Raw genomic sequence first — 21,368 nt, 5'->3', positions numbered from 1 at the left:
GCTTTCCGGGACGGTTTTTCGATCACCAGCGAAGCTTCGAGCTCGTCCAGCACGGATGGCAAGGAGGCCACATGAGTGATCCGAGATCTGCCCCGCCCAGCGGTATCGACTACATCGCCGTCGAAGAGTCGGCACCGTTCCAAGAGCTCAAGCGAACGCAACGCGGCTTCGTGTTCCCCCTCGCGGTCGCGTTCCTTGTCTGGTACTTCGTCTACGTTCTGCTGTCGTCGTTCGCGACCGACTTCATGGGCACACGCGTCTGGGGCGACGTCACGGTCGGGCTGATCTTCGGCCTGGGCCAGTTCGTCACGACGTTCGCGATCACGATGGCGTACGTCGCGTTCGCGAACCGCAAGCTCGACCCAAAGGCCGAGGCCATCCGTGATGCCCTCGAGAAGCAGGAGCCCACCTCGTGAACGACATCTTCGCGGCGCTCGAGGCCGCTTCCACGACGGTCGAGAACAACCCCGTCCTGAACATCTCGATCTTCGGCGCCTTTGTCGCGATCACGCTGTTCATCGTCATCCGGGCCAGCCGCAACAACAAGACGGCGGCGGACTACTATGCCGCCGGACGCTCGTTCACGGGCCCCCAGAACGGGTTTGCGATCGCGGGCGACTACCTGTCGGCCGCATCCTTCCTGGGCATCTGTGGCGCCATCGCACTCAACGGCTACGACGGATTCCTCTACTCGATCGGTTTCCTCGTGGCGTGGCTGGTGGCCCTGCTGCTGGTCGCAGAGCTGATGCGCAATACGGGTAAGTTCACGATGGCGGACGTGCTGTCGTTCCGCCTCGCGCAGCGCCCGGTTCGGATGGCGGCGGCCATCACCACCCTCGCGGTCTGCTTCTTCTACCTGTTGGCGCAGATGGCCGGTGCCGGCGGACTCGTGTCGCTGTTGCTCGGCATCAGCGACCAGATCGGGCAGTCGATCGTGGTCGCCGTCGTCGGTGTGCTCATGATCGTCTACGTCCTCATCGGTGGCATGAAGGGCACCACCTGGGTCCAGATCGTCAAGGCGTTCCTGCTGATCGGCGGTGCCATCGTGATGACGATCTGGGTGCTCGCGATCAACGGGTTCAACATCAACACCCTGCTCGGTGCCGCGGTGGACGCCTCGACCACGACGCCGCCGGACGCGATCCTCGCACCGGGCCTGCAGTACGGCGCGAACCCGTGGGACTTCATCAGCCTGGCGCTCGCGCTGGTGCTCGGCACGGCGGGTCTGCCGCACGTGCTGATGCGCTTCTACACGGTGCCGACGGCGAAAGAGGCGCGGCGTTCGGTGGTGTGGGCGATCTGGCTGATCGGACTCTTCTATCTGCTGACGCTCGTTCTCGGCTACGGCGCTGCGGCGCTGGTCGGCCCGGACGTGATCCGCGAGGCCCCGGGTGGGGTCAACTCCGCGGCTCCTCTGCTCGCACTGGCGCTCGGTGGACCGATCCTGCTCGGGTTCATCTCGGCGGTCGCGTTCGCGACGATCCTGGCGGTGGTCGCGGGTCTGACGATCACGGCGGCGGCATCGTTCGCTCACGACATCTACGCCAACGTCGTGAAGAAGGGCGACGTGCCGCCCGATGGCGAGGTCAAGGTCGCCCGTCGCACGGTCGTCGTGATCGGTGTGCTGGCAATCATCGGCGGCATCGGGGTGCAGGGCCAGAACGTGGCCTTCCTGGTCGCGCTCGCCTTCGCGGTGGCGGCCTCGGCGAACCTGCCGACGATCCTGTTCTCGCTGTTCTGGCGCGGATTCACGACGCGCGGAGCGGTGTGGAGCATGTACGGCGGCCTCGGTGCCGCCATCATCCTCATCGTCGCGTCGCCCGTCTTCTGGGGTACCGAGACGAGCGTGTTCAAGGTTGGGACGGCCCTGTGGCCGCTCAACAATCCCGGCATCGTGTCGATCCCGCTCGGGTTCTTCCTCGGGTGGCTCGGTTCGGTCACGTCGCGCAAGGCCGAGGATCGACGTCTCGCGGCCGAGATGGATGTTCGATCGCTCACCGGCTACGGCGCCGAGAAGGCGACGAACCACTAGCGGCGCGTTTCGCCGAGTTGCTTGGCCCGACCACTCGGCGTGGGGCGACAGAATCCCCTTGGGGCGTGGAATCCCACGCCCCAAGGGGATTTCAGCGCCCCAGGTCGCGTTGGCTATGCCGACGCGGGCCCAAGTCGCGTTGGCTATGCCGACGCGGGCCACACGCCGCTCGAACCGCGACGGTGGCTGCCGATGAGGTGCGTGTCGACGATGCCGACGGCCTCCATCAGAGCGAACGCCGTGGTCGGACCGACGAAACGGTACCCCCGTGCCTTCAGCGCCTTCGCGAGCGCGCGCGATTCGTCGGATGTCGAGGGGATCTCGGCAAAGGTCTGGGGCATCGGGGTCGCATCGGGCTGGAACGACCACACGAGGTCGGCGAGCCCGCCGTCGCCGCGGAGCGCGACGGTCGCCTGGGCGTTGGCGATCGTGGCGAGGATCTTGGCGCGATTGCGGACGATCGTCGCGTCCTCCAGCAGGCGCTCGACATCCTCTGGCGTGTAAGCCGCGACGGTGTCGGGATCGAAGTCAGCGAAGGCCGCGCGAAACCCCGGCCGCTTGCGCAGGATGACCGCCCACGACAGGCCCGACTGGAACGCCTCGAGGCTCAGACGCTCGAACAGCCCGCGTTCGTCGCGGACGGGCATGCCCCACTCGTCGTCGTAGTAGCTCCGCAGCAGCGGATCGGTCGCCGCCCACCGAGGGCGAGCCAGCCCATCGTCGCCGACGACGAGATCGGACGAGGGCGCCGCGGGCGCGTCGGTCACGGCAGAACCCCCTCGATGCCCGACTCGAGGGCGAGCAGCGCACGTTTCACCTCGGGGTGCCCGCCATACTCGCCGAGCGATCCGTCCGATCGGACGACACGGTGCACTGGGATGACGACCGAGATCGGCGTATTGGCGCATGCGGTCCCGACCGCACGTGCTGCGCGGGGGATGCCCGCGGTTATGGCGACCTCGCCGTACCCCGCCGTCTCGCCATACGGGATCTCACGGATGGCCTCGAGCGCGGCGCGGGTGAACGGGGTCAGGCCCGCGAGATCTAGCCGGATGTCGAACGCTCTGCGCTCGCCGGCAAAGTACTGCTCGAGTTGCATCACCGCCGGGTCGAGGGCATCGTCGTCGCGCACGGCGGGCTCCCGCCGCGCCGCCATGATCTGATCCAACATGCGCTCGGGCGAGCCCTCCGCGAAACGGAGCGCGGCCAGTCCGTCATCGGACTCGACGACGAGCGCGATCCCGATCGGCGTGGGTGTAGTGGTGTAGCGAAGCGGCATGACGCCCATCTTGCCGCCGGCGCGCGACATCCGAGGACTCGCGGGGCGTTCCGGGGACGGATGCCTCACGCAGCCCGCGGGGGAGGAGAGATGGCCTGTCCAACCCGGCAATCCCGCGAAACCCGCCGCGCTTGACCGATCGACGCGCCGTCCGCACGTAGGGTGACCGTGTGTGGCGAGCAGACGGCAACGCCGTGGACCTGGGCGAAGACGAGTCCCCGTCGTTCGGCGCGCCCGCTGATCCCACCGGCGCGCGCGCTGATCGCAACGTCGCGCCCGATGACTTGAGCGTCGCCGAGCCCGGCGTTCAGGTCGCGCACGTCGCGGATGTGCTTCGATCACGGCTGCGCGCCGAGGCATCCGAGCTGGGCGGTCGCTCTCCGCTTCTGCAATTCGTCGACGTCGCGGACGCCGGAATCGACATCACGAACGCGCACCCCGGCAGTCTGCCGCAGTTCATCACCGGGCAGTCGACGTTGCTGTCCGGGCTCTTCCGCGACGAGGTCGCCCTGCGCACCGCTCGGCTCGCGGCCGAGGCGATCACGGCGAAGAACGTCGAGCTGCGGACCGTCCGCTCGATCGAGGCCGTCCACCTCGCCGTCGGACTCGCCGGTTGGCGGATCGGTGGCGTTTCGTACAGTGCCCCCGTTCTGCTCCGCCCCCTCGCGATCCGTCGCCACGGCGCCGATTTCGAGCTGAAGCTGCACGGCGGATTCCACATCAACCCCGAACTCGACTCGGTCGCACGCGAGCACTTCGGTATCGCCCTCGACGGTCCCGCGCTCGCCGCGCTCGCCCACGAAGGCGGCGTGTTCAAGCCGCAGCGGGTCATCGACAAGCTCCGGTCCGTCACGTCTCACATCGACACCTTCACGGTGCATCCGCGTCTGATCGTTTCCACGTTCGCCGACGTTGCGCGCGGAATGGCCCGCGACTCGTCACGAGCCGGCGGGCTCGTGCTGAACGCCCTCGCGGGGCACCCGGCAGACCGGCAGACACTCGCCGCGCAGCCGGGCGAGGTGCAGACCGTCGGACCCGACGATCGTCCGCCCGCGGCGGACACTCTGCTGCTCGACGCCGACTCCGAGCAGGAGCGCGTGCTCGCCCAGATCACCGCGGGACGCTCGATCGCGGTTGCCACCCTTCCCGGAACGGGCGGAACACAGACCGTCATCAATGCGATCGGCGCCCTCGTGCACGAGCACCGACGCGTGCTCGTCGTCAGCGCTCGGCGCTCGACGATCGAGGGCGTGCGGCATCGCCTCGGCCAGGTCGGTCTGCCCGGTCTCGCGTGTTCCCCGACGAACACCGCCCGCGACCTGGTGCGCGCGATCGCCCGCAACGAGAAGGCCAGCGCGCCCCAGCTCGGCGACGTCGACGACGCGCTCGTGCGTTTGCGGGCGCTGCTGACGTCGTACCGCAAGGGCTTGACGACGCCCGTCGCGGGCCTCGGGGTCAGCCCGCTGCGGACACTCCATGCTCTGGCCGCGCTGCCGGCCGCCGACGGCATCGCTCCCGTTGACACGCGGTTCGAATTTGCGACGTTGACGAAGCTGGCGAACGACCGCACGGAAGCGGCGCGGATGCTCGAACTCGCCGCCACTCTCGGTGAATTCCGCTTCGGCCCCGGCGATTCGCCCTGGTACGGCGTCAACTTCGCCAGCACGGATGCCGCGCAATCGGCACATGCCCTCGCGCAGAGACTGCACACGACCGAGGTTCCGCGGCTGCTCGAGCGCGGCTTCGAGCTGATCGCACAGACGCGCATGCGTCCATTCGCCTCGATCGATGAACTCGGCGAGTACCTGCGTCTGCTGATCGACATCCGCGATTCGCTCGATCGCTTCAGCCCCACCGTCTTCGAACGCCCGCTGGCCGACCTCATCCGCGCACTCGGGTCGCGTCGGGACTCCGCGGGCATGAAGGCAGGCGAGCGCCGCCGCCTGCGCCGCCTGGCGCGCGAGTACGTGCGCCCGGGCGTCCACGTCGCCGATATGCACGAGGCGCTCGTGCGCATCCAGCGTCAACGCACCCAGTGGCAGCAGTTCGTCGATATCGGTGTCGCCCCCGAGGTCCCGCTCGGCCTCGCCGATGTGCACGTCGCCTGGCAGCGGGTCACGGCCGAGCTCGCGGAGCTCGACGCCCCGCTCGGGCGCGACCGCGACAAGCGCCTCGCCTCACTGTCGATCAACACCCTGGTGCGGACACTCGCCGGCCTGGCCGCAGAATCCGACGTTCTTGACAACCTGATCGAGCGGACGGCCCTCCGTGCCGAGCTCGCGCGCCTGGGGCTGGGCGGCCTGCTCGCCGAACTGTCGGTGCGACACGTTCCCGCCGACCGCGTCGCGGCCGAGCTCGAATACGCATGGTGGCAGTCCGCGCTCGAACACATGCTGCGCACCGACAAGTCTCTGCTCGGTGCGAACACGAGCGTCGTCGACCGCCTGGAACGAGACTTCCGACTCGTCGACGAGGCGCACGCCGCGGCATCCGGATCGATTCTGTCGTGGCAGCTCGCCCGCGAATGGAAGATCGGCATTGTCGATGAACCCGGCGAGGCCGCGAACCTCAAGGCGCTCCTGACCCGCGGAACCGCGACGCCCGCAACGCTTTCTCTCGGCGCTCCGACCCTCGCCCGCGCGCTGGCACCGGTCTGGCTGGCCTCGCCCTACGAGGTGCCGAAGATCCCCGACTCGGTCATGTTCGACACCGTGATCATCGCGGATGCCGGGGCCATCTGCCTGGCCGAGGCGGCACCCGCGATCCGCCGCGCCCGACAGGTCGTCGTGCTCGGCGACCCCGTGACGCAGCGTCCGTCGCCGTTCACGCTCGCCGCCGACTCGGCCCCGCAGCCCGAAGCCGATGTCAGATTCGATGACGTCTCGGTGTTCGAGAAGCTCGCCGACCTGCTGCCCGTCTACACGCTGACCCGCAGTTACCGCGCCGGTGGCGAAGACCTTGCCGAGCTGGTCAACGACGCGTTCTACGGCGGCGAGATCGTGTCGTGGCCGTGGGCCGGTTCGTACCTCGGCCGCGGCAGCCTGACCGTCGACTACGTCGAGGGCGGATTCGGCGCGCCCGACCCGATCAGCGGTGCGGTCGAGAGCCCCGACACCGAGGTGACGCGCGTCGTGACGCTCGTGCTCGAGCACGCCCTCAACCGGCCGGACGAGTCACTCATGGTCGTGACCGCCAGCGCACGTCATGCGGAGCGCGTACGTGCTGCCGTCAACGCCGCTTTTGCGAGCCGGTCGGATGTCTCGGAGTTCGCCCTGCGCGACACCGCCGAGCCGTTCGCGGTGCTCACGCTCGAGCAGTCGGTCGCCGAGAGTCGCGACCGCGTGATCTTCTCGCTCGGCTACGGGCTGACCAAGCACGGCCGTGTGCTGAGCGACTTCGGCGACCTGTCGACCCCCGACGGTGAGCGTCTGCTGACGGTCGGCATGACCCGGGCGCGACGCTCGATGGTGATCGTGTCATCCATCCGTCCCTCCGCATTCGACGACGGACGCCTGGAATACGGCGCCGCCACCCTCATGACGATCCTCGGCGGAATGGCCGCGCGGCAGCGCGACGCCCGCCTCGAAGACCTGGCCGACCCGCTCACGCGCCGCCTCGCGTCCGAGCTCCGCCGCCTCGGCGTCTCGGTCGACGTGCACTACCGAGGCCTGCTGCCGCTCGTCGCGCAGCACGCGGGTAAAGCCGTCGTCGTCGAGAGCGACCCCGAGACGCACGACGAGTCCCTGCGCGAATCGCTGCGGTTGCGCCCCCAACTGCTCCGCCGCCTCGGATGGCACTACGTGCGCGTGCACTCCTTCGATCTGTACACGGATGCTCCGGCCGTCGCCGCGCGCATCGCATCGATCCTCGGGGTCGAGCCCGACGCGCCCGCCGTCGAAGCGTCGACCCAGCCGATCGATGGCCTCGGCTGACGGCTCCGGCGAGCCGGACCAGCGCGCGGGCTCGCGTCAACACGTCGTGAAGGTGCCCGGGGCCCGTCGTGCGAAGCTCACGGCCGCGCCGGGGGCGACGGAGGCGCCGGCGCCGCGGGACGAGGCATCCGATGCTCCGATTCCGCCGGATCCCCGCACCGACGGACCGAACGACGACCGCCTGCGCCAGGACGTTCCCCCGCACTACTGAGCGGGCCCAGCGACCAGTGCAGGATGTCCCGATTTCACTCGGTATATCGATGACTTACCGGCAGAAAATGGGACACACAGCGCTCAAAGTGGGACATGGTGCGTGAGGTCGGCCACGGCGGCGATGGATGGATTGGCGGGTCAGGCGCGGGGCGGGGTGCTCTGCTGCTTCTCGAGCAGGTCGCGGATCTGCACCAGGATCTCTTGCTCGGTGGGAAGCTTGGGCTCGTCCTCGGCCTTGCTGAGACCCGCGCGGGCGGCTGCGCGGGCCTTGAGGTGGTTCATCGGGTAGACGAAGACGAAATACACCACGATCGCGACCGCGAGGAAACTGATGACCGCGCTGATCAAATCGCCGAGGGGGAAGACCACGGACTGCCCGTAGATGCCTGTGATCTCGGGCCCGAACTGGCCATCTTCACTCGGTTCGTAGAAGAGCGCGACGAGCGGGTTGATGATGCTCGACACGATCGAGTTGACGATCGCCGTGAAGGCACCGCCAATGACGACGGCGACGGCGAGGTCGATGACGTTGCCGCGGAGGATGAACTCCTTGAATCCCTTGATCATGCGTTGCTCCTCACTGCGTGCCCCAAAGCCCGCTTCACGAACCCGTCGAGGCGGGCGAGGACTTCGTCCCCGATGTCGATCCTGACGTTGATCCCGACGATGACGATGACGAACCGCCACCCGATCCCGATCCCGAATCCGACTTCGTCGCGGAGCCGGAGGAGCCGGAGGAGCCGGACGACCCGGAGTCCGACTTCGCGGAAGAGCCGGACGAATCCGAAGATCCCGAGGACTTGCCCGCGGATGCCTTGCCGTCGCCGGATCGCGAGTCCGTGCGATAGAAGCCGCTCCCGTTGAACGTGACGCCGATCGAGCCGTACTGCTTGCGCAACGCGCCGCCGCACTCGGGGCACTCCGTGAGGGTGGGGTCGGTGAAGGCCTGGACGGCGTCGAAACGGTGGCCGCAGGACTTGCAGGCGTAGGCGTAGGTAGGCATCGTGCTCCTGGTTCAGGCGGGGTTCAGGCGGGGTTCAGCGCGCGGACGGCGCAAAGGTGACGGTTCGAGACGGGGTGACCACGCCCGAGACGGGCTGATCGTGTACCTCGTGAGGCACCTCGTCGACGAGCTCCGCGTCGAAGATGACGGCGTAGACGGGCGGGCATCGCTCCATCGAGCCGATGGTCTTGTCGAAGTACCCGCGGCCCCAGCCCATGCGCATGCCGGACGCGTCGACCGCGGCGGCCGGGATGATCATCAGATCGACATCGTTGACGGCGATCGGGCCCAGAAGCTCGCCGACCGGTTCGGGAAGCCCGAACATGCCCTCGGCGACATCGCCCCCGGGGACGGCGACCGACCAGTCGAGCAGCCCGTCGGAGCGGCTGATGGGAAGAAGGACGCGGATGCCGCGGGCCACCGCACGTTCGACGAACTCGTGGGTGCCCGGCTCGGTCGACATGGAGAGGAAGCACGAGATCGAACGTGCGCCGTGCTGCTCCACCAGTTGGTCGAGGCGGTCGGCGAGTGCGTGCTCCGCGTCGGCCCGTTGCGCGTCAGAGAGCAGCTGACGACGCTCGCGCAGGTCCGCGCGAAGCGCCCGCTTGACGTGATCGACGTCTGTGGACACGGGCACCATCTTAGGCGCGGCGTCGTCCCGGGAAGGCCGAGCCGGATGTCAACCCCCGGGAAGGTCCCGGTTTGCGCTGCGCCTTCCCGTTACGATGGCCGACATGCCTCCTATGAAGTTCAAAGCCGTCATTCCTGCTGCCGGTCTCGGCACGCGCTTCCTTCCCGCCACGAAGGCGATGCCGAAGGAGATGCTGCCCGTCGTCGACAAGCCCGCGATCCAGTACGTGGTGGAGGAAGCAGCTCAGGCGGGCATCGACGACATCCTCGTCATCATCGGGCGCAACAAGAACGCCGTCGCGAACCACTTCGACTCGGTTCCCGAACTCGAGGTCAAGCTGAAGGACAAGGGGGACCACGATCGTCTGCGCCGCGTGCTCGAGTCGAGCGACCTCGCCGACATCCACTTCGTCCGCCAGGGCGAGCCGAAGGGCCTCGGACACGCGGTGCTGCGTGCCAAGAACCACGTCGGCGAGCACTCATTCGCCGTGCTGCTCGGCGACGACCTGATCGACGAGCGCGACGTGCTGCTGACGACGATGATGGCCGAGCACGAGCGCACCGGCGCCGCTATCGTCGCCCTGATGGAGGTCGACCCCGACCAGATCCACCTGTACGGCGCCGCGGACGTCGACGCGACGGATCAGACGGACATCGTGAAGGTCAAGGGTCTCGTCGAGAAGCCCCAGCGCGAGGATGCGCCGTCAAACCTCGCCATCATCGGACGCTACGTGTTGAGCCCGGCGATCTTCGAGGTGTTGGAACGCACCGAGCCCGGCAAGGGCGGCGAGATCCAGCTGACGGACGCGCTGCAGGAGGTCGCCGCCGACCCCAACGGTCCCGGCGTTTACGGTGTCGTGTTCCGCGGTCGTCGCTACGACACCGGAGATAGGGTGGACTACATCAAGGCTATCGTGCAGCTCGCCGCAGATCGTGACGATCTCGGTCCCGAACTGCGTCCGTGGTTCAAGGAGTTCGCGGCGGGTCTGTAAGGCTCAGGTCTTAACGGATTCGCTGCCCCGCAAGAGGAGTGGGCATGGAGTTGTCCCTTCCGCGCGAGCACGGACCGATCTCGATCCGGCTGATCAAAACCCGCGACTCCCGCGTTCTTCAGCAGGCGCTTCTCGATAACCGGGGCTGGTTGGAGCAGTGGGAGGCGACGAGCCCCGATGGGGTCGTGTCGCTCGACATGAGGCTCGGGATTCGCAGGCTCCTGCAGCAGTACCGCGACGGACTCGGCGTGCCCCTGGTCATGGAGCACAACGGCGAGGTCGCCGGGCAGCTGAATGTGTGGGGGATCGCGCGCGGGTCGCTGGCCTCGGCGACGATCGGCTACTGGGTGAGCGAAAGCTTCGCGGGGCTCGGGATCACCCCGACCGCCGTCGCGATGGCGACCGACCTGTGCTTCGCCGAATTGCGGCTGCACCGGATGGAGATCTGCATCCGGCCGGAGAACGCAGCGAGCCTCCGCGTGGTCGAGAAGCTGGGGTTCCGATACGAGGGACTGCGTCGTCGCTACATCCACATCGACGGCGACTGGCGCGACCACTACGCCTTCGCGCTCACCCGCGAAGACGTTCCGTACGGCGTCCTCGAACGCTGGGTCAGCGGACAGACTCCCCGCGACGCCGCAAACATTCCCGACGCGGACCGGAACGCGGCCGCGTCGGACTCCTGACCGAGCGGGACCTGAACGGTTGGTCCTGAGCGGCGCGACACGCCCGGTACATCCCGCTGTTCGCGGTCGCCTCGCATACCGTGGTCGGCATGGGCGGGCAGGTATTGGGTGGCGGAGTGATCCTTCTGGTCGCCGTCGCGCTCTGGCTCGTCTATCTCGTGCCCACGTGGCACAGCCGACACCAGTACTACGCCGCCGAACGCAACGCCGTTCGCCTCAACCAGGCCATCCGGGTCCTCGCCGAGACGAGCGAAACCCCGGGTGAGGTGCGACTCGAACTCAACGCTCGCACGGCACTTCAGCAACAGCGCCTGGCGAGACGCCTCCAAGCCGAGCAACAGTCCGCAGAGCTCGAAGAGCTGCGTGAGCAGGTCGCCCAGGCGCGATCCGCACCGCTCGCTCGCCGTGCTCGCGCACGCCGACGCGCGCGACTCGTCGCCACGACACTCCTTCTCGTCGGGCTCAGTGGCACCGGATTCGGCATCTGGCAGGTCGTGCAGGGCGGCGCGCAGACGTTCCTCTGGGCCGGTGCTGCCTCGGTCGGACTCTCGCTGATCGTGCTGCAACGGATGGCGAATGTTGCCGCTCGCGCCGCCGTCGCCGATAGTGCCGCGGAGCAGCCCGTCATCGTGCGGCGTGAAGCATCCGTCCAGGACCTCGCGCCCGCCATGCCGCAGCGCGAGTGGACGCCGCGGACGCTTCCGCAGCCCCTGGTGTCGTCGAACGGTTCGCGCGCGGCCGCTCAGCTCGACGCGGCCGACGCCCACGAAGCCCTGCGACGCGCAGCTCGCGAAGAGGCCCTGCGCACACAGATCGAACGCCAGCAGACAGGACCCTCGCGCCCCCAGCGGATCGAGCGGACGGCCGCCCGTGCGGAAGCACCTGCTGCATCCGTCCCTCCGGCGCGCTCGCCGTACGCGGGCATGGGCGTCGTCGACGACGCCGAAATCGAAGCACACGTTCGCGCGCTTCTGCGCCAGCGCGCCGGCTGACCGGCGTCGTTCGCGACAGGTACGACGGCGCACGAAGAAGCGGCCCGCCCCCGTGGGTGCGAGCCGCTTCGTCATGCAGGTCTACGAGTTGAAGGCGTCCTTGGCGTTGTCGCCGGCCTTCTTCACGTCGGCCTTGGCCTGGTCGGCCTTGCCCTCCGCTTCGAGCTTGTCGTTGTCGGTCGCCTTGCCGGCGCCTTCCTTCGCCTTGCCGGTGAGGTCTTCGGCTCCGTGCTTGATCTTGTCTCCCATGCTCATGATGAGCTCCTTTCGATCAATTTCGCCAAGCCTTTCGTACGAGGGCTCGGCGTGTAAGCGGGTTGTGGTGGGTGCGTGGTCGTGCTAACCGGCATTCCGTGACGGCAATTCGGTGTCATCGTTCGGCGCCCGCAGACATGAGCGCCGCACGGAGCGTGATAATCTTTCGGAGGTTCACGGGCCTGTGGCGCAGTTGGTAGCGCGCTTCGTTCGCAATGAAGAGGTCAGGGGTTCGAATCCCCTCAGGTCCACCAAACGACAGATGCCCCCTTGTGGGGCGTCTGTCGTTTGGTCGTGTTGCGGTGATGAGAACTCCTGGGTGGGCCCACGCCGCTAGAGGCTCCGCGCACCGCGTAGCGGCGGGTGGAGGGAGCGGTGGGGACGAATCCGCTCAGGTCCACCAAATGACAGACGCCCCCTTGTGGGGCGTCTGTCGTTTGGTCGTGTTGCGGTGATGAGAACTCCTGGGTGGGCCGAGCTGCGCGTTCGTAACTCAGTCCCGGCGGGCGGAGCCTAACGAATCGGGCGCGGAATTCCGTGACGTCGACCGTCTCGGTGCAACGGATGTGCTGAATTGCGAACACCGCCTGTAGGCCATGGTCTGAGGCTGCGCAAGGGGCCGCGTGCGTGCCGCGCCCGCACCTAAGGTAGACCGCGGCTTCCGCGCTGGACTACAAGGCTCGGAAGCACCGGAACCCCATCAGAAAGAGGACGTTCATGCAGCAGCGACCCATCGGACACCGCACCGTTAGCGCGATCGGCCTCGGCGGAATGCCGATGTCGATCGAGGGCAGGCCCGACAGAGACCGGTCGATCGCCACGATCCACGGCGCGCTCGAAGCGGGCGTCACGCTCATCGACACCGCGGATGCGTACCACGAGCACGCAGACGAAGTCGGCCACAACGAGGCGCTGATCGCCGAGGCGCTGCGCTCGTACGGTGGCGACACGTCGGGCGTGCTGGTGGCGACCAAGGGTGGACATCTGCGGCCGGGCGACGGCAGCTGGACCCTGAACGGGCGTCCCGAGTACATCAAGGAAGCGGCCCAGGCATCCGCTCGTCGTCTCGGCGTCGAGGCGATCGGCCTCTACCAGTTCCACCGGCCCGACCCTTCGGTGCCCTACGCCGATTCTGTCGGAGCGCTGCGCGAACTGCTCGACGAGGGCGTTATCGAGATGGCGGGAATCTCGAACGCCTCGATCGCTCAGATCGATGAGGCGAATCGCATCCTGGACGGCCGGCTCGTCTCGGTGCAGAACCAGTTCTCGCCGGCATTCCGGTCGAGCCTCGAAGAACTCGAGCACTGCTCCCGCCTGGGTATCGCGTTCCTGCCCTGGTCGCCGCTCGGCGGTATCACCCGGGCTGCCGACGTGGGCGCTCAGCACGACGCTTTCCAGACGGTGGCGGATGCTCGGGGCGTGAGCCCGCAGCAGATCGCGCTGGCGTGGGAACTCGCGCTCGCCCCGATCGTCATCCCCATCCCCGGGGCCTCGCGGCCCACGAGCATCCAGGATTCGGTGCTTGCGGTCGACATCGAGCTGAGCGACGACGAGCTCGCCGCACTTTCCGCCTGAACACGCCTTTCGGAGACGACCATGAAGAACATCACCCTTGCAGGCACGCCCGCACCCAATGTCGTGCTGGGTTTGATGCGCATCCAGGAGAAGACCGACGACGAGGTGCGCGAACTGATCGGAGCGGCCCGAGACACGGGCATCGACTTCTTCGATCACGCCGACGTGTATGGTTCGGACCTGCACGGGTGCGAGAAGCGCTTCGCCGAGGCGATGCGTCTGACGCCCGCGCAGCGCGACGAGATCACCTTGCAGACCAAGTGCGGGATCGTGCGCGACGGGCCGTACTTCGACTTCTCCTACGAGCACATCATGTCTTCGGTCGAAGGCTCGCTGCGTGCGCTCGACACCGATCGCATCGACATCCTGCTGCTGCACCGCCCTGACGCTCTGGTCGAGCCCGAAGAGGTCGCGCGAGCATTCGATGAGCTCGAGGCATCCGGAAAGGTCCGTGCCTTCGGCGTCTCGAACCACACGCCGCGGCAGATCGACCTGCTGCGTTCGGCGGTGACGCAGCCGATCGTCGCAAATCAGCTGCAGCTATCGATCACGCACTCACCGATCGTCGTGCAAGGTCTCGCCAGCAACATGCAGGGCTTCGACCAGTCGGTTGTGCTCGACGGCGGAGGCATCGTCGACTATTGCCGACTGCACGACATCACGGTGCAGGCTTGGTCGCCGTTCCAGTCCGGATTCTTCACGGGTGTCTTTCTCGGATCGCCCGACTACCCCGAGCTGAACGCCGTGATCGATCGACTCGCCGCGGCCTACGACGTGCCCGCCATCGCCATCGCAACGGCGTGGATCACCCGACACCCGGCGAACATGCAGGTCGTGCTCGGCACGACGTCGCCCGACCGGGTGGCTGGGGCAGCCCTCGGTTCAGACATCCCGCTCACGCGCGCCGAGTGGTACGAGCTCGCGCGAGCAGCGGGTCACCGGGTGCCCTGAGCGACCGCCTCGGGCAGGCCTGCGCGCGACCACCCGAACGCCGGGGCGATCTCGCGCGCGATCGTCTCGAGCATGCGTGCGTTGTACTCGACCCCGACCTGGTTCGGGACGGTCAGGAGCACGGTGTCGGCCGCCTGGACCGCCGCATCCTGAGCCAACTCCGCCGCGATCGCGTCGGGCTCGCCCGTATAGCTCTTGCCGAACCGCGCCCGCACGCCCTCGAGGATGCCGATCTGATCTTGGCTGTCCTCGCGGGAGCTGAAGAGCTGGCGGTCGAGGTCGGTCGTGATCGGAATCACGCTGCGGCTCACGCTGACGCGCGGCTCACGCTCCCAGCCCGCCTCGGCCCAGGCCCTGCGGAACATCTCGATCTGCTCGAGCTGCAGCTCATCGAACGGCACGCCCGTGTCTTCTACCAGCAGCGTCGATGACATCAGGTTCATGCCCAGTTCGGCCGTGCGGACCGCGGTCTCGCGTGTTCCGGAGCCCCACCAGATGCGGTCGGGAAGCCCGGGAGAGAGGGGCTGGATGGCGAGGGCCCCGTCGCCGCTCATGCGCGGGTCGGCCCGCACGATGCGCTCGCCGCTGATCGCGGTACGGAACAGTTCGGTTTTGCGCCGCGCGAGGTCAGCCTCGGTGTCGCCCTCGGCGGGCACATAGCCGAACGCGTGGGAGCCATTGAGTGCGGGCTCGGGTGACCCACGGCTCAGGCCGAGCTGCAGTCGGCCGCCGCTGATCAGGTCGGCCACCGCGGCCTCTTCGGCCATGTAGAGCGGGTTCTCGTACCGCATGTCGATGACGCCCGTGCCGAGCTCAATGCGGCTCGTGCGCGCTGCGGCCGCGGACAGCAGCGGGAAGGGGCTCGCGAGTTGGCGCGCGAAGTGGTGCACGCGGTAGTAGGCGCCGTCGATGCCGAGCTCTTCCGCCGCGACGGCGAGCTCGATCGACTGCAGCAGGGCGTCGCCGCCCGTGTTGGTCTGGCTGGAGTGATGCGGGTGCCAGTGCCCGAAGCTCAGGAATCCGATGCGTTTGCGGTGCATACAGTGTGGAACCTATGCGTATGCATCCGCATTCCCGGTTGAGCAGGACGAGGCGGACATGGCGGAGGAACGACCGCGGATCTGAAGGCGCCAACGTGCACAAAGGACGACTTCCGCACCATGGGACCTCTGGGATGTTCGCCGAGCGGCGACGCGCCGCCCGACACGCGGCGGCACGGAGTAGGCAGGTCGCCGTGCAGTCCCTCCACAAGCAGCCTGTTCGGGCTCCATCTCCCGAACGGCCGGTGTGCGCTCTGGCGCCCGCGGATTAGGCGCAACTCTGTGGCCATGAATCCGTACGCCACCCTGCATCGCCATTACTCATACGCCGACCTGCGCGCGGCTGGGCACAGCAGGCGCCAGATCGCACGCGAGTTGAGCGCCGGTTCGATCGTTCGAGCGCGGAACGATGTTTATGTCTCAGCGAACGTGCCTGAGGACATGCTGACCGCTGCCCGCGCCGGAGGGCTCGTCGGGTGCGTGTCGGCGCTTGCTCTCTGGGGTGTTTTCGTTCAGGAGCGACCGGGGGTGCACGCTCACCTGCGGACCAATGGTGTGATCCGCGGGTCGCACGACGGCGTGGTGCGCCACTGGGGCCGTCTCCTGCGCTCCGCACATCCGAGGGCACTCGTGGTCGACGCCCTCGACGCGCTGGTGCAAGCCGCGATCTGTCAGTCGCCTCGGGCGGCCATCGCCTCCATCGACTCTGCTCTGAACCGCGGGGTGGTGCGCGAGGACGAGTTGGACGAGTTGTTCGGTGCACTCCCTGCGCGCCGGCGCGCGATTCGACCGCACATCGACGGCCGGGCAGAAGCCGGGACCGAGACGCTGGTGCGACTGATGGTGAGATCGCTCGGGGGTTCGGTCGAACTGCAGGTGCGCATTCGAGGCGTCGGGCGAGTCGACCTACTCGTAGACGGATGGCTCGTCATCGAGTGCGATAGCCGGGCCTACCACTCGGATTGGCAGAAACAACTCGACGATCGACGTCGTGATCTCGCGCTCGCCGCGCGCGGCTTCGTCAGGATTCGACCGGCGGCGGAGGACATCCTGTATCGGCCTGAAGTCGTCGTTGAGGCGATCGCGGGGATGCTGCGCTTGGGTCGCGTCGGACATCTCGGAGGAGCGACACGGAGCTGACCCTCAAAACCCGGACGATTGGGGCCCACGGCACGATTCGCTCCTCTGTGATGTCCGCGCCGGCTCGGCGCGTGACCGTCCGCGCCAAGCTGTGATGCGGCAATAGGGTGGATCTGTGAACGCCGAGCTCTCGCCCCGCAGCAGAATCGTCGCCGAACGCCTCGTCGAGGCCGGCGTTCCCGGGCAGATCGTTGTGCTGCCCGATGCCGCTTCGACCGCCGCGCTGGCCGCGGCCGCCCTCGGGGTCGAGGTGGGCGCGATCGCCAACAGCCTCGTGTTCTGGAGCGACGGCGAGCCGCTGCTGGTCATGACGAGCGGCTCGCACCGGGTCAACACCGCTGACCTGGCTGCGCGGATCGGCCGGCAGTCGATCGTGCGGGCAACACCCGAACAAGTACGCGATGCCACCGGACAGGCGATCGGGGGAGTTGCTCCCACGGGACACCCCGCGCCGCTCACGACGATTGTCGACGAGCACCTCGCCACCTACCCGGAGCTGTGGGCCGCCGGTGGCACACCTCACACGGTTTTTCCGCTGTCGTTCGATGAGCTGGTGCGCATCACGGGCGGAGCCGTGACGCAGGTCGACTGAAGCGCAGGTCGACTGAAGCGAAGGCTCGCTAGTCGGAGTCGCGCGGGATGTCGTAGGTCCAGCGATCCGGAACGGATGTCTCGAGGTCACGCCAGTCGTCGATGCCGAAGTCGAACACCGCGACCGCGCAGGTCGGCATGTGCGGGATACCGCCGTCGTCCGGGAATCTCGACCAGTGCCGGGCCAGATCCGACAAGCCCGGATCGTGCGTCACGACGAGGACGGATGCCTCGGAGCGGTCCGAAACCAGTTCCACGATGCGGCGAGGGGTGGCGCCGTAGAGCCGTTCGTCGAGTCGCACGGTCGTGTCGAGTGCGGAGGCGAAAGCGTCCGCGGTGGTGGCGGCGCGGAGCGCCGTGCTCGAGAGGAGAGCGGCACCCTGCAGCTCCGGATGCTCAGTCGCCAGCCGCGCGGCCATCCGAGGCGCGTCACGGATGCCGCGTTCGTTCAGAGGGCGGTCGTGGTCGTCGATGCCGGGATGATCCCAACTCGACTTCGCATGGCGCACCAGAGCAAGCGTCTTCATGCGGCCACCTTACGAGGTCTAGCGGCTCCCTCCGACCGGCTCAGGTGTCCGGATCGGCGCGACGCGGTCCGATATATCGCAGCGGTGGTGGACGGACACTACGCCGGTGCGATACCTATGGAGAGCACCATCTGCAGAGCCGTGACCCCGTGTCGCGTCTGCCGTGAACCGCCTGCCGCGCCGCCCGTCGGACCCGAACCGACGGATGCCGGACGGTGGGTCCCCGCAATATGAGTGGGGGGCAGGGGTGCGACCTCGAGGCACCCCCCACCCCGAGGTTGCACCCCTCGGCCCCCACGCTCGGCGCCGCAAAGCCGCAGACTCAGCGCGCTACGTACACCCAGGCGTCGCGCCCGCTCCTGAGCGTGACCAAGACCCGGTTGTACTGTTCGATCTCGTACTCGTCAGCGGCTTCGAGCTCGGCCTCGGTGATCCAGAGCAGGACGCCGACCACCTTGTCGAGCTGGTTTCCGGTACGTCGCACGATCGGGTGAACGTCGCGGCCACTGAGCCCCGTGACGCGCGCGTCCTCGATCTCGAGGTAGTCCGTCGTGAAGCCCGACAAGACATCGGGTTCACCGGCGAGCAGCCGACCGAACGTATCGAGCTGCACGGCGGGGAGGCGGAGTGTTCCGTAGCTGAACAGAGCCACATCGGGCGCGGCGGTGTCGGGGTGGGTCCGGTCAGAGGGGGCCATGTCAGCGGATGCCTCGGGTCACGGCATCAGGTTAGCGATCACGGTCCATCGCGGCCAGGGTTTTCGGCGCACACGTCATGCGCCGAAGATCGCGTGCGCCACCGTGAAGATCGTCAGCCCGGCCAGCGCCCCGACGATCGTGCCGTTGAGGCGGATGTACTGCAGGTCGCGGCCGACCATGAGCTCGATCTTCTCGGTGGTCTCTTCGGGGTCCCACCGCTCGATCGTGTCGGTGATGATCGAGGCGATGTCGTGACGGTAGCGGTCGACGGCGAACGTCGCAGCATCCGTCACCCAGGTGTCGACTCGGCGCTGCAGCGCCGGCTCCGAAGCGAGGCGCCCCCCGATCTCGGCCAGGGCCGCGCGCGCACGCAGACGGAGGCCACTTTCGGGGTCCGCGAGCGACGACAGCAGCCCGTTCTTCGCGGTGTCCCAGAGCTGTGCCGCAAGGTCACGCACGCGCGGGCTGTCGAAGACGGTCGCCTTGGCGTTCTCGAGCCGGGCGATGGTGTCGGGATCGTGCTGCAGATTGTCGGCGAGACGCGAGAGATAACCGTCGATCGCAATCCGCGCCGGATGCCTGGGGTCGGCCCGCACCGCGGCGACGAAGTTCACGGCCTCTTTGTAGACGGTGTCATCCACGAGCCGGTGCGCGATGGAGGGCACCCACCCGGGCAGTCGTCGCGAGACGAGACCGGTAAAGGCGGACTGGTTGCCCTCGAGCCAGGTCGCGATCGAGTCGGCGGCGAGGTCGACGGCGTTGTGGTGCGCCCCGGTCTCGACGATGCGGCCGAGCCAGGCACCGGCCGAGGGGCCCCACTCGGGTTCGATCACGTGCGAGCGTGCGAGGTCGGCGATGAGGTCCCGCACGTCGTCGTCGCTGACGGCTCGCAGCACGGCCGAGGCGAGCGCCGAACCCTCCGAGGCCACGCGCTCGGCGTGCTCATCCTGCGCGAGCCACGCGCCGAGCCGCGCCGAAACGCCGATGCTCTCGAGCTTGTCGCGCACGACCTCGGCCGACAGAAAGTTCGTCTCGACGAATTCGCCGAGGGTGCGCCCGATCTCGTCTTTGCGATGAGGGATGATCGCCGTGTGTGGGATCGGGATGCCGAGCGGATGCCGGAACAGTGCCGTCACCGCGAACCAATCCGCCAGCGCACCCACCATGCCGCCCTCGGCCGCCGCGCGGACGTATGCCAACCACGGCACGTCCTGCTGGAACGCGAAAGCGAACACGAAAACGATCGCCATGAAGAGCAGAGCGCCGAGCGCGACGGCTTTCATGCGCGTCAACGAGCGGCGCCGGGCCTGGTCGGCGGGGCTCAGGAGGGCCATCGGGGTGCGTGCCATCCGGTCATCCTCGCACGGCGAACCGTGTCCCCGGCGGGGGTTGCGGTGCCTGACCCACCCGCTCACGGCGGTAATCTTGCGGCGTGATCGATGACATCAAGAAGCGCGCCCTGCACCGCACGAGCATCCTCGAGGGTCAGCTGCGTGGGCTCACGAAGATGATCGAGAACGAGGACTACTGCATGGACATCATCGGGCAGTCCCGCGCGATCGAGAAGGCGCTCGAATCGCTCAACCGCCTGCTGCTCGAGAACCATCTGCGCACCCACGTGACGACCATGTTCGAGCAGGGCGGCACGGAGCGTGAGCAGGCCGTGGCGGAGCTGTTGCGCGCTTTCGATTTCGACAAGCGCTGAGTTGGCGCGCGTCTGCGCGGGCCCGCGTCTAGACGGGCCTGGGTCTAAACAGGTCTGCGTCTAAGCGTGCCTGTGTCTAAACAGGCTCGTCGCGCAGGCTCGTCCAGTTGCGGTCGAAGCTGCGCGCACCCTGCACGCGACCGGCGAAGCCGTCGAGGCGCGCCATCGTTTCGGCATCGAGCGTCACACCGACCCCACCCATCCATCCGTCGACATGCGCGGCGAAGCGCGAGCCGGGGATTGGCGAGATCGGGATGCCGAGGGCTCCGGCGCGGGTGAAGAGCCAGGCGAACGCCAGCTCGGTGCCGGTCAGGCCCGCATCGTGCGCGATCACGAGATACTCGGCGCGAAGCGCTGCGTTCGCCGCGAGGTTGTCGGGCGCGAAGCGGGGGAAGTTGGGGCGCATGTCGCCCGGGCCGATGCGCGTGGCGTCGAAGTCGTCGCCGAGCCATCCTCGGCTCAACGGCGAATACGGCACGAAGCCGGTACCGGACTCGACCGCGGCGGGGATGACGGCGCGCTCGACGTCGCGGCTCAGCACGCTCCACTCGGTCTGCAGCGCGGCGATCGGGTGGACGGCGTTAGCCCGGCGAAGTTCGTCGGCCGTCGCCTCGGAGAGCCCAAGGTGGCGCACCTTGCCCGCCGCGACGAGCTCGGCCATCGCGCCGACCGTTTCTTCGATCGGGACGTCGGGGTCGACGCGGTGCTGGTAATAGAGGTCGACGTGGTCGGTGCCGAGGCGCTGGAGGCTCAGGTCGATCTGCTCGTGCACGTACTCGGGTGTCCCACGCACCCCTCGTTTTCCGGCCGTGCCGCCGTGAATGCCGAACTTCGTGGCGAGCACGACGTCGCCGCGTCGGGTCTGCAGCAGTCGCGAGATGATGCGTTCGCTGCGGCCGTCGCCGTAGACGTTCGCGGTGTCGACGAAGCGGATGCCGGAATCGACCGCGTGCGTGAGGGTCGCGAGCGCGGTGTCGTCGTCGACCGGGCCGTAGACATCCGTGAGGCTCATCGCCCCGTACCCGAGGGCGGTGACGGTCAGCCCGTCGCCGAGTTCTACCGAGGGCAGGCTGACCGGGGGCAGAGTATCGGCACGCATGGTTTCGATCCTGCCAGCAACGACGAGG

At 68.0% G+C, this 21,368-nt stretch carries 23 protein-coding genes, 1 tRNA gene and 1 pseudogene; 14 read left to right on the top strand and 11 right to left on the bottom strand.

The window, feature by feature from the left end:
- The first annotated feature begins 71 nt into the window (after positions 1-71).
- Both ACT9TC_RS04840 and ACT9TC_RS04835 read left to right on the top strand, forming a co-directional pair.
- Complete coding sequence (locus ACT9TC_RS04840; protein WP_458042282.1) at positions 72-416, top strand: DUF485 domain-containing protein; 345 nt, start codon at positions 72-74, stop codon at positions 414-416.
- Positions 413-2,032 carry a solute symporter family protein gene (locus tag ACT9TC_RS04835; protein WP_458042281.1) on the top strand — a complete coding sequence of 540 codons (1,620 nt, stop codon included), beginning with the start codon at positions 413-415 and terminating at the stop codon, positions 2,030-2,032. The genes ACT9TC_RS04840 and ACT9TC_RS04835 overlap by 4 nt, the downstream gene beginning before the upstream one ends.
- 143 nt (positions 2,033-2,175) lie before the next feature.
- On the opposite strand, the gene ACT9TC_RS04830 is transcribed toward ACT9TC_RS04835, so the two are convergent.
- Both ACT9TC_RS04830 and ACT9TC_RS04825 read right to left on the bottom strand, forming a co-directional pair.
- Entirely contained in the window at positions 2,176-2,799 is a 624-nt protein-coding gene (locus ACT9TC_RS04830) for a DNA-3-methyladenine glycosylase I (RefSeq protein ID WP_458042280.1), read from the bottom strand.
- A complete protein-coding gene (locus tag ACT9TC_RS04825; RefSeq protein WP_458042279.1) occupies positions 2,796-3,341 on the bottom strand; it encodes a methylated-DNA--[protein]-cysteine S-methyltransferase in 546 nt (181 codons plus the stop codon). Before ACT9TC_RS04825 ends, ACT9TC_RS04830 begins: the two co-directional genes overlap by 4 nt.
- A 140-nt stretch (positions 3,342-3,481) precedes the next feature.
- Here ACT9TC_RS04825 and ACT9TC_RS04820 point away from each other — a divergent pair, with 140 nt between their 5' ends.
- Together ACT9TC_RS04820 and ACT9TC_RS04815 are read left to right on the top strand one after the other, a co-directional pair.
- Positions 3,482-7,243 carry a DEAD/DEAH box helicase gene (locus ACT9TC_RS04820; protein ID WP_458042278.1) on the top strand — a complete coding sequence of 1,254 codons (3,762 nt, stop codon included), beginning with the start codon at positions 3,482-3,484 and terminating at the stop codon, positions 7,241-7,243.
- Entirely contained in the window at positions 7,230-7,454 is a 225-nt protein-coding gene (locus ACT9TC_RS04815; RefSeq protein WP_458042277.1) for a hypothetical protein, read from the top strand. The genes ACT9TC_RS04820 and ACT9TC_RS04815 overlap by 14 nt, the downstream gene beginning before the upstream one ends.
- Before the next feature lie 140 nt (positions 7,455-7,594).
- On the opposite strand, the gene mscL is transcribed toward ACT9TC_RS04815, so the two are convergent.
- Complete coding sequence (mscL, locus tag ACT9TC_RS04810; RefSeq protein WP_458042276.1) at positions 7,595-8,023, bottom strand: large conductance mechanosensitive channel protein MscL; 429 nt, start codon at positions 8,021-8,023, stop codon at positions 7,595-7,597.
- A 17-nt stretch (positions 8,024-8,040) separates the two neighbouring features.
- On the opposite strand from mscL, the gene ACT9TC_RS04805 reads away from it, so the two are divergent.
- Positions 8,041-8,304: a hypothetical protein gene (locus ACT9TC_RS04805; protein WP_458042987.1), complete on the top strand. Its 264-nt coding sequence runs from the start codon at positions 8,041-8,043 to the stop codon at positions 8,302-8,304.
- 14 nt (positions 8,305-8,318) lie between these two features.
- On the opposite strand, the pseudogene ACT9TC_RS04800 reads toward ACT9TC_RS04805, so the two are convergent.
- Together ACT9TC_RS04800 and ACT9TC_RS04795 are read right to left on the bottom strand one after the other, a co-directional pair.
- Positions 8,319-8,459 (bottom strand): annotated as a pseudogene (locus ACT9TC_RS04800) (FmdB family zinc ribbon protein); the annotation flags it as partial.
- A 34-nt stretch (positions 8,460-8,493) separates the two neighbouring features.
- On the bottom strand, positions 8,494-9,090 hold the full coding sequence (locus ACT9TC_RS04795) for a 5-formyltetrahydrofolate cyclo-ligase (RefSeq protein WP_458042275.1): 597 nt from the start codon (positions 9,088-9,090) through the stop codon (positions 8,494-8,496).
- A gap of 103 nt (positions 9,091-9,193) precedes the next feature.
- On the opposite strand from ACT9TC_RS04795, the gene galU reads away from it, so the two are divergent.
- The 3 genes from galU (at position 9,194) to ACT9TC_RS04780 (ending at position 11,759) form a co-directional block, all read left to right on the top strand.
- Positions 9,194-10,081, top strand: a complete 888-nt coding sequence (gene galU / locus ACT9TC_RS04790) for a UTP--glucose-1-phosphate uridylyltransferase GalU (RefSeq protein WP_458042274.1) — start codon at positions 9,194-9,196, stop codon at positions 10,079-10,081.
- A 44-nt stretch (positions 10,082-10,125) separates the two neighbouring features.
- Entirely contained in the window at positions 10,126-10,767 is a 642-nt protein-coding gene (locus tag ACT9TC_RS04785) for a GNAT family N-acetyltransferase (RefSeq protein WP_458042273.1), read from the top strand.
- 89 nt (positions 10,768-10,856) lie between these two features.
- A complete protein-coding gene (locus ACT9TC_RS04780) occupies positions 10,857-11,759 on the top strand; it encodes a hypothetical protein (RefSeq protein WP_458042272.1) in 903 nt (300 codons plus the stop codon).
- A gap of 81 nt (positions 11,760-11,840) precedes the next feature.
- On the opposite strand, the gene ACT9TC_RS04775 is transcribed toward ACT9TC_RS04780, so the two are convergent.
- Entirely contained in the window at positions 11,841-12,014 is a 174-nt protein-coding gene (locus ACT9TC_RS04775) for a CsbD family protein (RefSeq protein WP_458042271.1), read from the bottom strand.
- A 178-nt stretch (positions 12,015-12,192) separates the two neighbouring features.
- On the opposite strand from ACT9TC_RS04775, the gene ACT9TC_RS04770 reads away from it, so the two are divergent.
- The 3 genes from ACT9TC_RS04770 to ACT9TC_RS04760 all read left to right on the top strand — a co-directional run bounded on the left by ACT9TC_RS04770 (position 12,193) and on the right by ACT9TC_RS04760 (position 14,540).
- Positions 12,193-12,268: transfer RNA gene (locus tag ACT9TC_RS04770), tRNA-Ala, on the top strand.
- 463 nt (positions 12,269-12,731) lie between these two features.
- Positions 12,732-13,589 carry an aldo/keto reductase gene (locus ACT9TC_RS04765; RefSeq protein ID WP_458042270.1) on the top strand — a complete coding sequence of 286 codons (858 nt, stop codon included), beginning with the start codon at positions 12,732-12,734 and terminating at the stop codon, positions 13,587-13,589.
- Between the two features lie 21 nt (positions 13,590-13,610).
- The gene (locus tag ACT9TC_RS04760) at positions 13,611-14,540 is read left to right on the top strand and encodes an aldo/keto reductase (RefSeq protein WP_458042269.1); all 930 of its coding nucleotides are present in this window, start codon (positions 13,611-13,613) and stop codon (positions 14,538-14,540) included.
- Here the strand turns inward: ACT9TC_RS04760 and ACT9TC_RS04755 are convergent.
- Positions 14,525-15,580: an LLM class flavin-dependent oxidoreductase gene (locus ACT9TC_RS04755; protein WP_458042268.1), complete on the bottom strand. Its 1,056-nt coding sequence runs from the start codon at positions 15,578-15,580 to the stop codon at positions 14,525-14,527. The genes ACT9TC_RS04760 and ACT9TC_RS04755 overlap by 16 nt on opposite strands.
- Before the next feature lie 288 nt (positions 15,581-15,868).
- Here ACT9TC_RS04755 and ACT9TC_RS04750 point away from each other — a divergent pair, with 288 nt between their 5' ends.
- Positions 15,869-16,720, top strand: a complete 852-nt coding sequence (locus ACT9TC_RS04750) for a hypothetical protein (RefSeq protein ID WP_458042868.1) — start codon at positions 15,869-15,871, stop codon at positions 16,718-16,720.
- Positions 16,721-16,835: 115 nt separating this feature from the next.
- Positions 16,836-17,312, top strand: a complete 477-nt coding sequence (locus ACT9TC_RS04745) for a YbaK/EbsC family protein (RefSeq protein ID WP_458042267.1) — start codon at positions 16,836-16,838, stop codon at positions 17,310-17,312.
- Positions 17,313-17,340: 28 nt separating this feature from the next.
- Here ACT9TC_RS04745 and ACT9TC_RS04740 read toward each other — a convergent pair whose 3' ends face one another.
- From ACT9TC_RS04740 to ACT9TC_RS04730, 3 genes are all read right to left on the bottom strand, one after another.
- Positions 17,341-17,838 carry a SixA phosphatase family protein gene (locus ACT9TC_RS04740; protein WP_458042266.1) on the bottom strand — a complete coding sequence of 166 codons (498 nt, stop codon included), beginning with the start codon at positions 17,836-17,838 and terminating at the stop codon, positions 17,341-17,343.
- 322 nt (positions 17,839-18,160) lie between these two features.
- Complete coding sequence (locus ACT9TC_RS04735; RefSeq protein ID WP_458042265.1) at positions 18,161-18,535, bottom strand: gamma-glutamylcyclotransferase family protein; 375 nt, start codon at positions 18,533-18,535, stop codon at positions 18,161-18,163.
- Between the two features lie 75 nt (positions 18,536-18,610).
- Positions 18,611-19,885 carry a DUF445 domain-containing protein gene (locus ACT9TC_RS04730; RefSeq protein ID WP_458042264.1) on the bottom strand — a complete coding sequence of 425 codons (1,275 nt, stop codon included), beginning with the start codon at positions 19,883-19,885 and terminating at the stop codon, positions 18,611-18,613.
- A gap of 83 nt (positions 19,886-19,968) precedes the next feature.
- Between ACT9TC_RS04730 and ACT9TC_RS04725 the strand changes: the two genes are divergently transcribed.
- Positions 19,969-20,241 (top strand): metal-sensitive transcriptional regulator, encoded by a 273-nt coding sequence (locus tag ACT9TC_RS04725; RefSeq protein ID WP_036296416.1) that lies wholly within the window; start codon positions 19,969-19,971, stop codon positions 20,239-20,241.
- Positions 20,242-20,317: 76 nt separating this feature from the next.
- Here ACT9TC_RS04725 and ACT9TC_RS04720 read toward each other — a convergent pair whose 3' ends face one another.
- Positions 20,318-21,340 carry an aldo/keto reductase gene (locus ACT9TC_RS04720; protein WP_458042263.1) on the bottom strand — a complete coding sequence of 341 codons (1,023 nt, stop codon included), beginning with the start codon at positions 21,338-21,340 and terminating at the stop codon, positions 20,318-20,320.
- Positions 21,341-21,368 lie beyond the last annotated feature (28 nt).

Source organism: Microbacterium sp. HM-570, assembly GCF_054165885.1.
This window is presented reverse-complemented; position numbering and strand designations above follow the sequence as displayed.

Excerpts from the sequence above, each read along its gene's own strand:
- ACT9TC_RS04740 (WP_458042266.1), bottom strand. The coding sequence starts at position 17,838 with ATGAAGACGCTTGCTCTGGTGCGCCATGCGAAGTCGAGTTGGGATCAT.
- ACT9TC_RS04815 (WP_458042277.1), top strand. The coding sequence starts at position 7,230 with ATGGCCTCGGCTGACGGCTCCGGCGAGCCGGACCAGCGCGCGGGCTCG.
- ACT9TC_RS04760 (WP_458042269.1), top strand. The coding sequence starts at position 13,611 with ATGAAGAACATCACCCTTGCAGGCACGCCCGCACCCAATGTCGTGCTG.
- ACT9TC_RS04735 (WP_458042265.1), bottom strand. The coding sequence starts at position 18,535 with ATGGCCCCCTCTGACCGGACCCACCCCGACACCGCCGCGCCCGATGTG.
- ACT9TC_RS04780 (WP_458042272.1), top strand. The coding sequence starts at position 10,857 with ATGGGCGGGCAGGTATTGGGTGGCGGAGTGATCCTTCTGGTCGCCGTC.
- ACT9TC_RS04840 (WP_458042282.1), top strand. The coding sequence starts at position 72 with ATGAGTGATCCGAGATCTGCCCCGCCCAGCGGTATCGACTACATCGCC.
- ACT9TC_RS04755 (WP_458042268.1), bottom strand. The coding sequence starts at position 15,580 with ATGCACCGCAAACGCATCGGATTCCTGAGCTTCGGGCACTGGCACCCG.
- ACT9TC_RS04785 (WP_458042273.1), top strand. The coding sequence starts at position 10,126 with ATGGAGTTGTCCCTTCCGCGCGAGCACGGACCGATCTCGATCCGGCTG.
- ACT9TC_RS04765 (WP_458042270.1), top strand. The coding sequence starts at position 12,732 with ATGCAGCAGCGACCCATCGGACACCGCACCGTTAGCGCGATCGGCCTC.
- ACT9TC_RS04720 (WP_458042263.1), bottom strand. The coding sequence starts at position 21,340 with ATGCGTGCCGATACTCTGCCCCCGGTCAGCCTGCCCTCGGTAGAACTC.
- ACT9TC_RS04750 (WP_458042868.1), top strand. The coding sequence starts at position 15,869 with ATGAATCCGTACGCCACCCTGCATCGCCATTACTCATACGCCGACCTG.
- ACT9TC_RS04775 (WP_458042271.1), bottom strand. The coding sequence starts at position 12,014 with ATGAGCATGGGAGACAAGATCAAGCACGGAGCCGAAGACCTCACCGGC.
- ACT9TC_RS04825 (WP_458042279.1), bottom strand. The coding sequence starts at position 3,341 with ATGTCGCGCGCCGGCGGCAAGATGGGCGTCATGCCGCTTCGCTACACC.
- mscL (WP_458042276.1), bottom strand. The coding sequence starts at position 8,023 with ATGATCAAGGGATTCAAGGAGTTCATCCTCCGCGGCAACGTCATCGAC.
- galU (WP_458042274.1), top strand. The coding sequence starts at position 9,194 with ATGCCTCCTATGAAGTTCAAAGCCGTCATTCCTGCTGCCGGTCTCGGC.
- ACT9TC_RS04730 (WP_458042264.1), bottom strand. The coding sequence starts at position 19,885 with ATGGCACGCACCCCGATGGCCCTCCTGAGCCCCGCCGACCAGGCCCGG.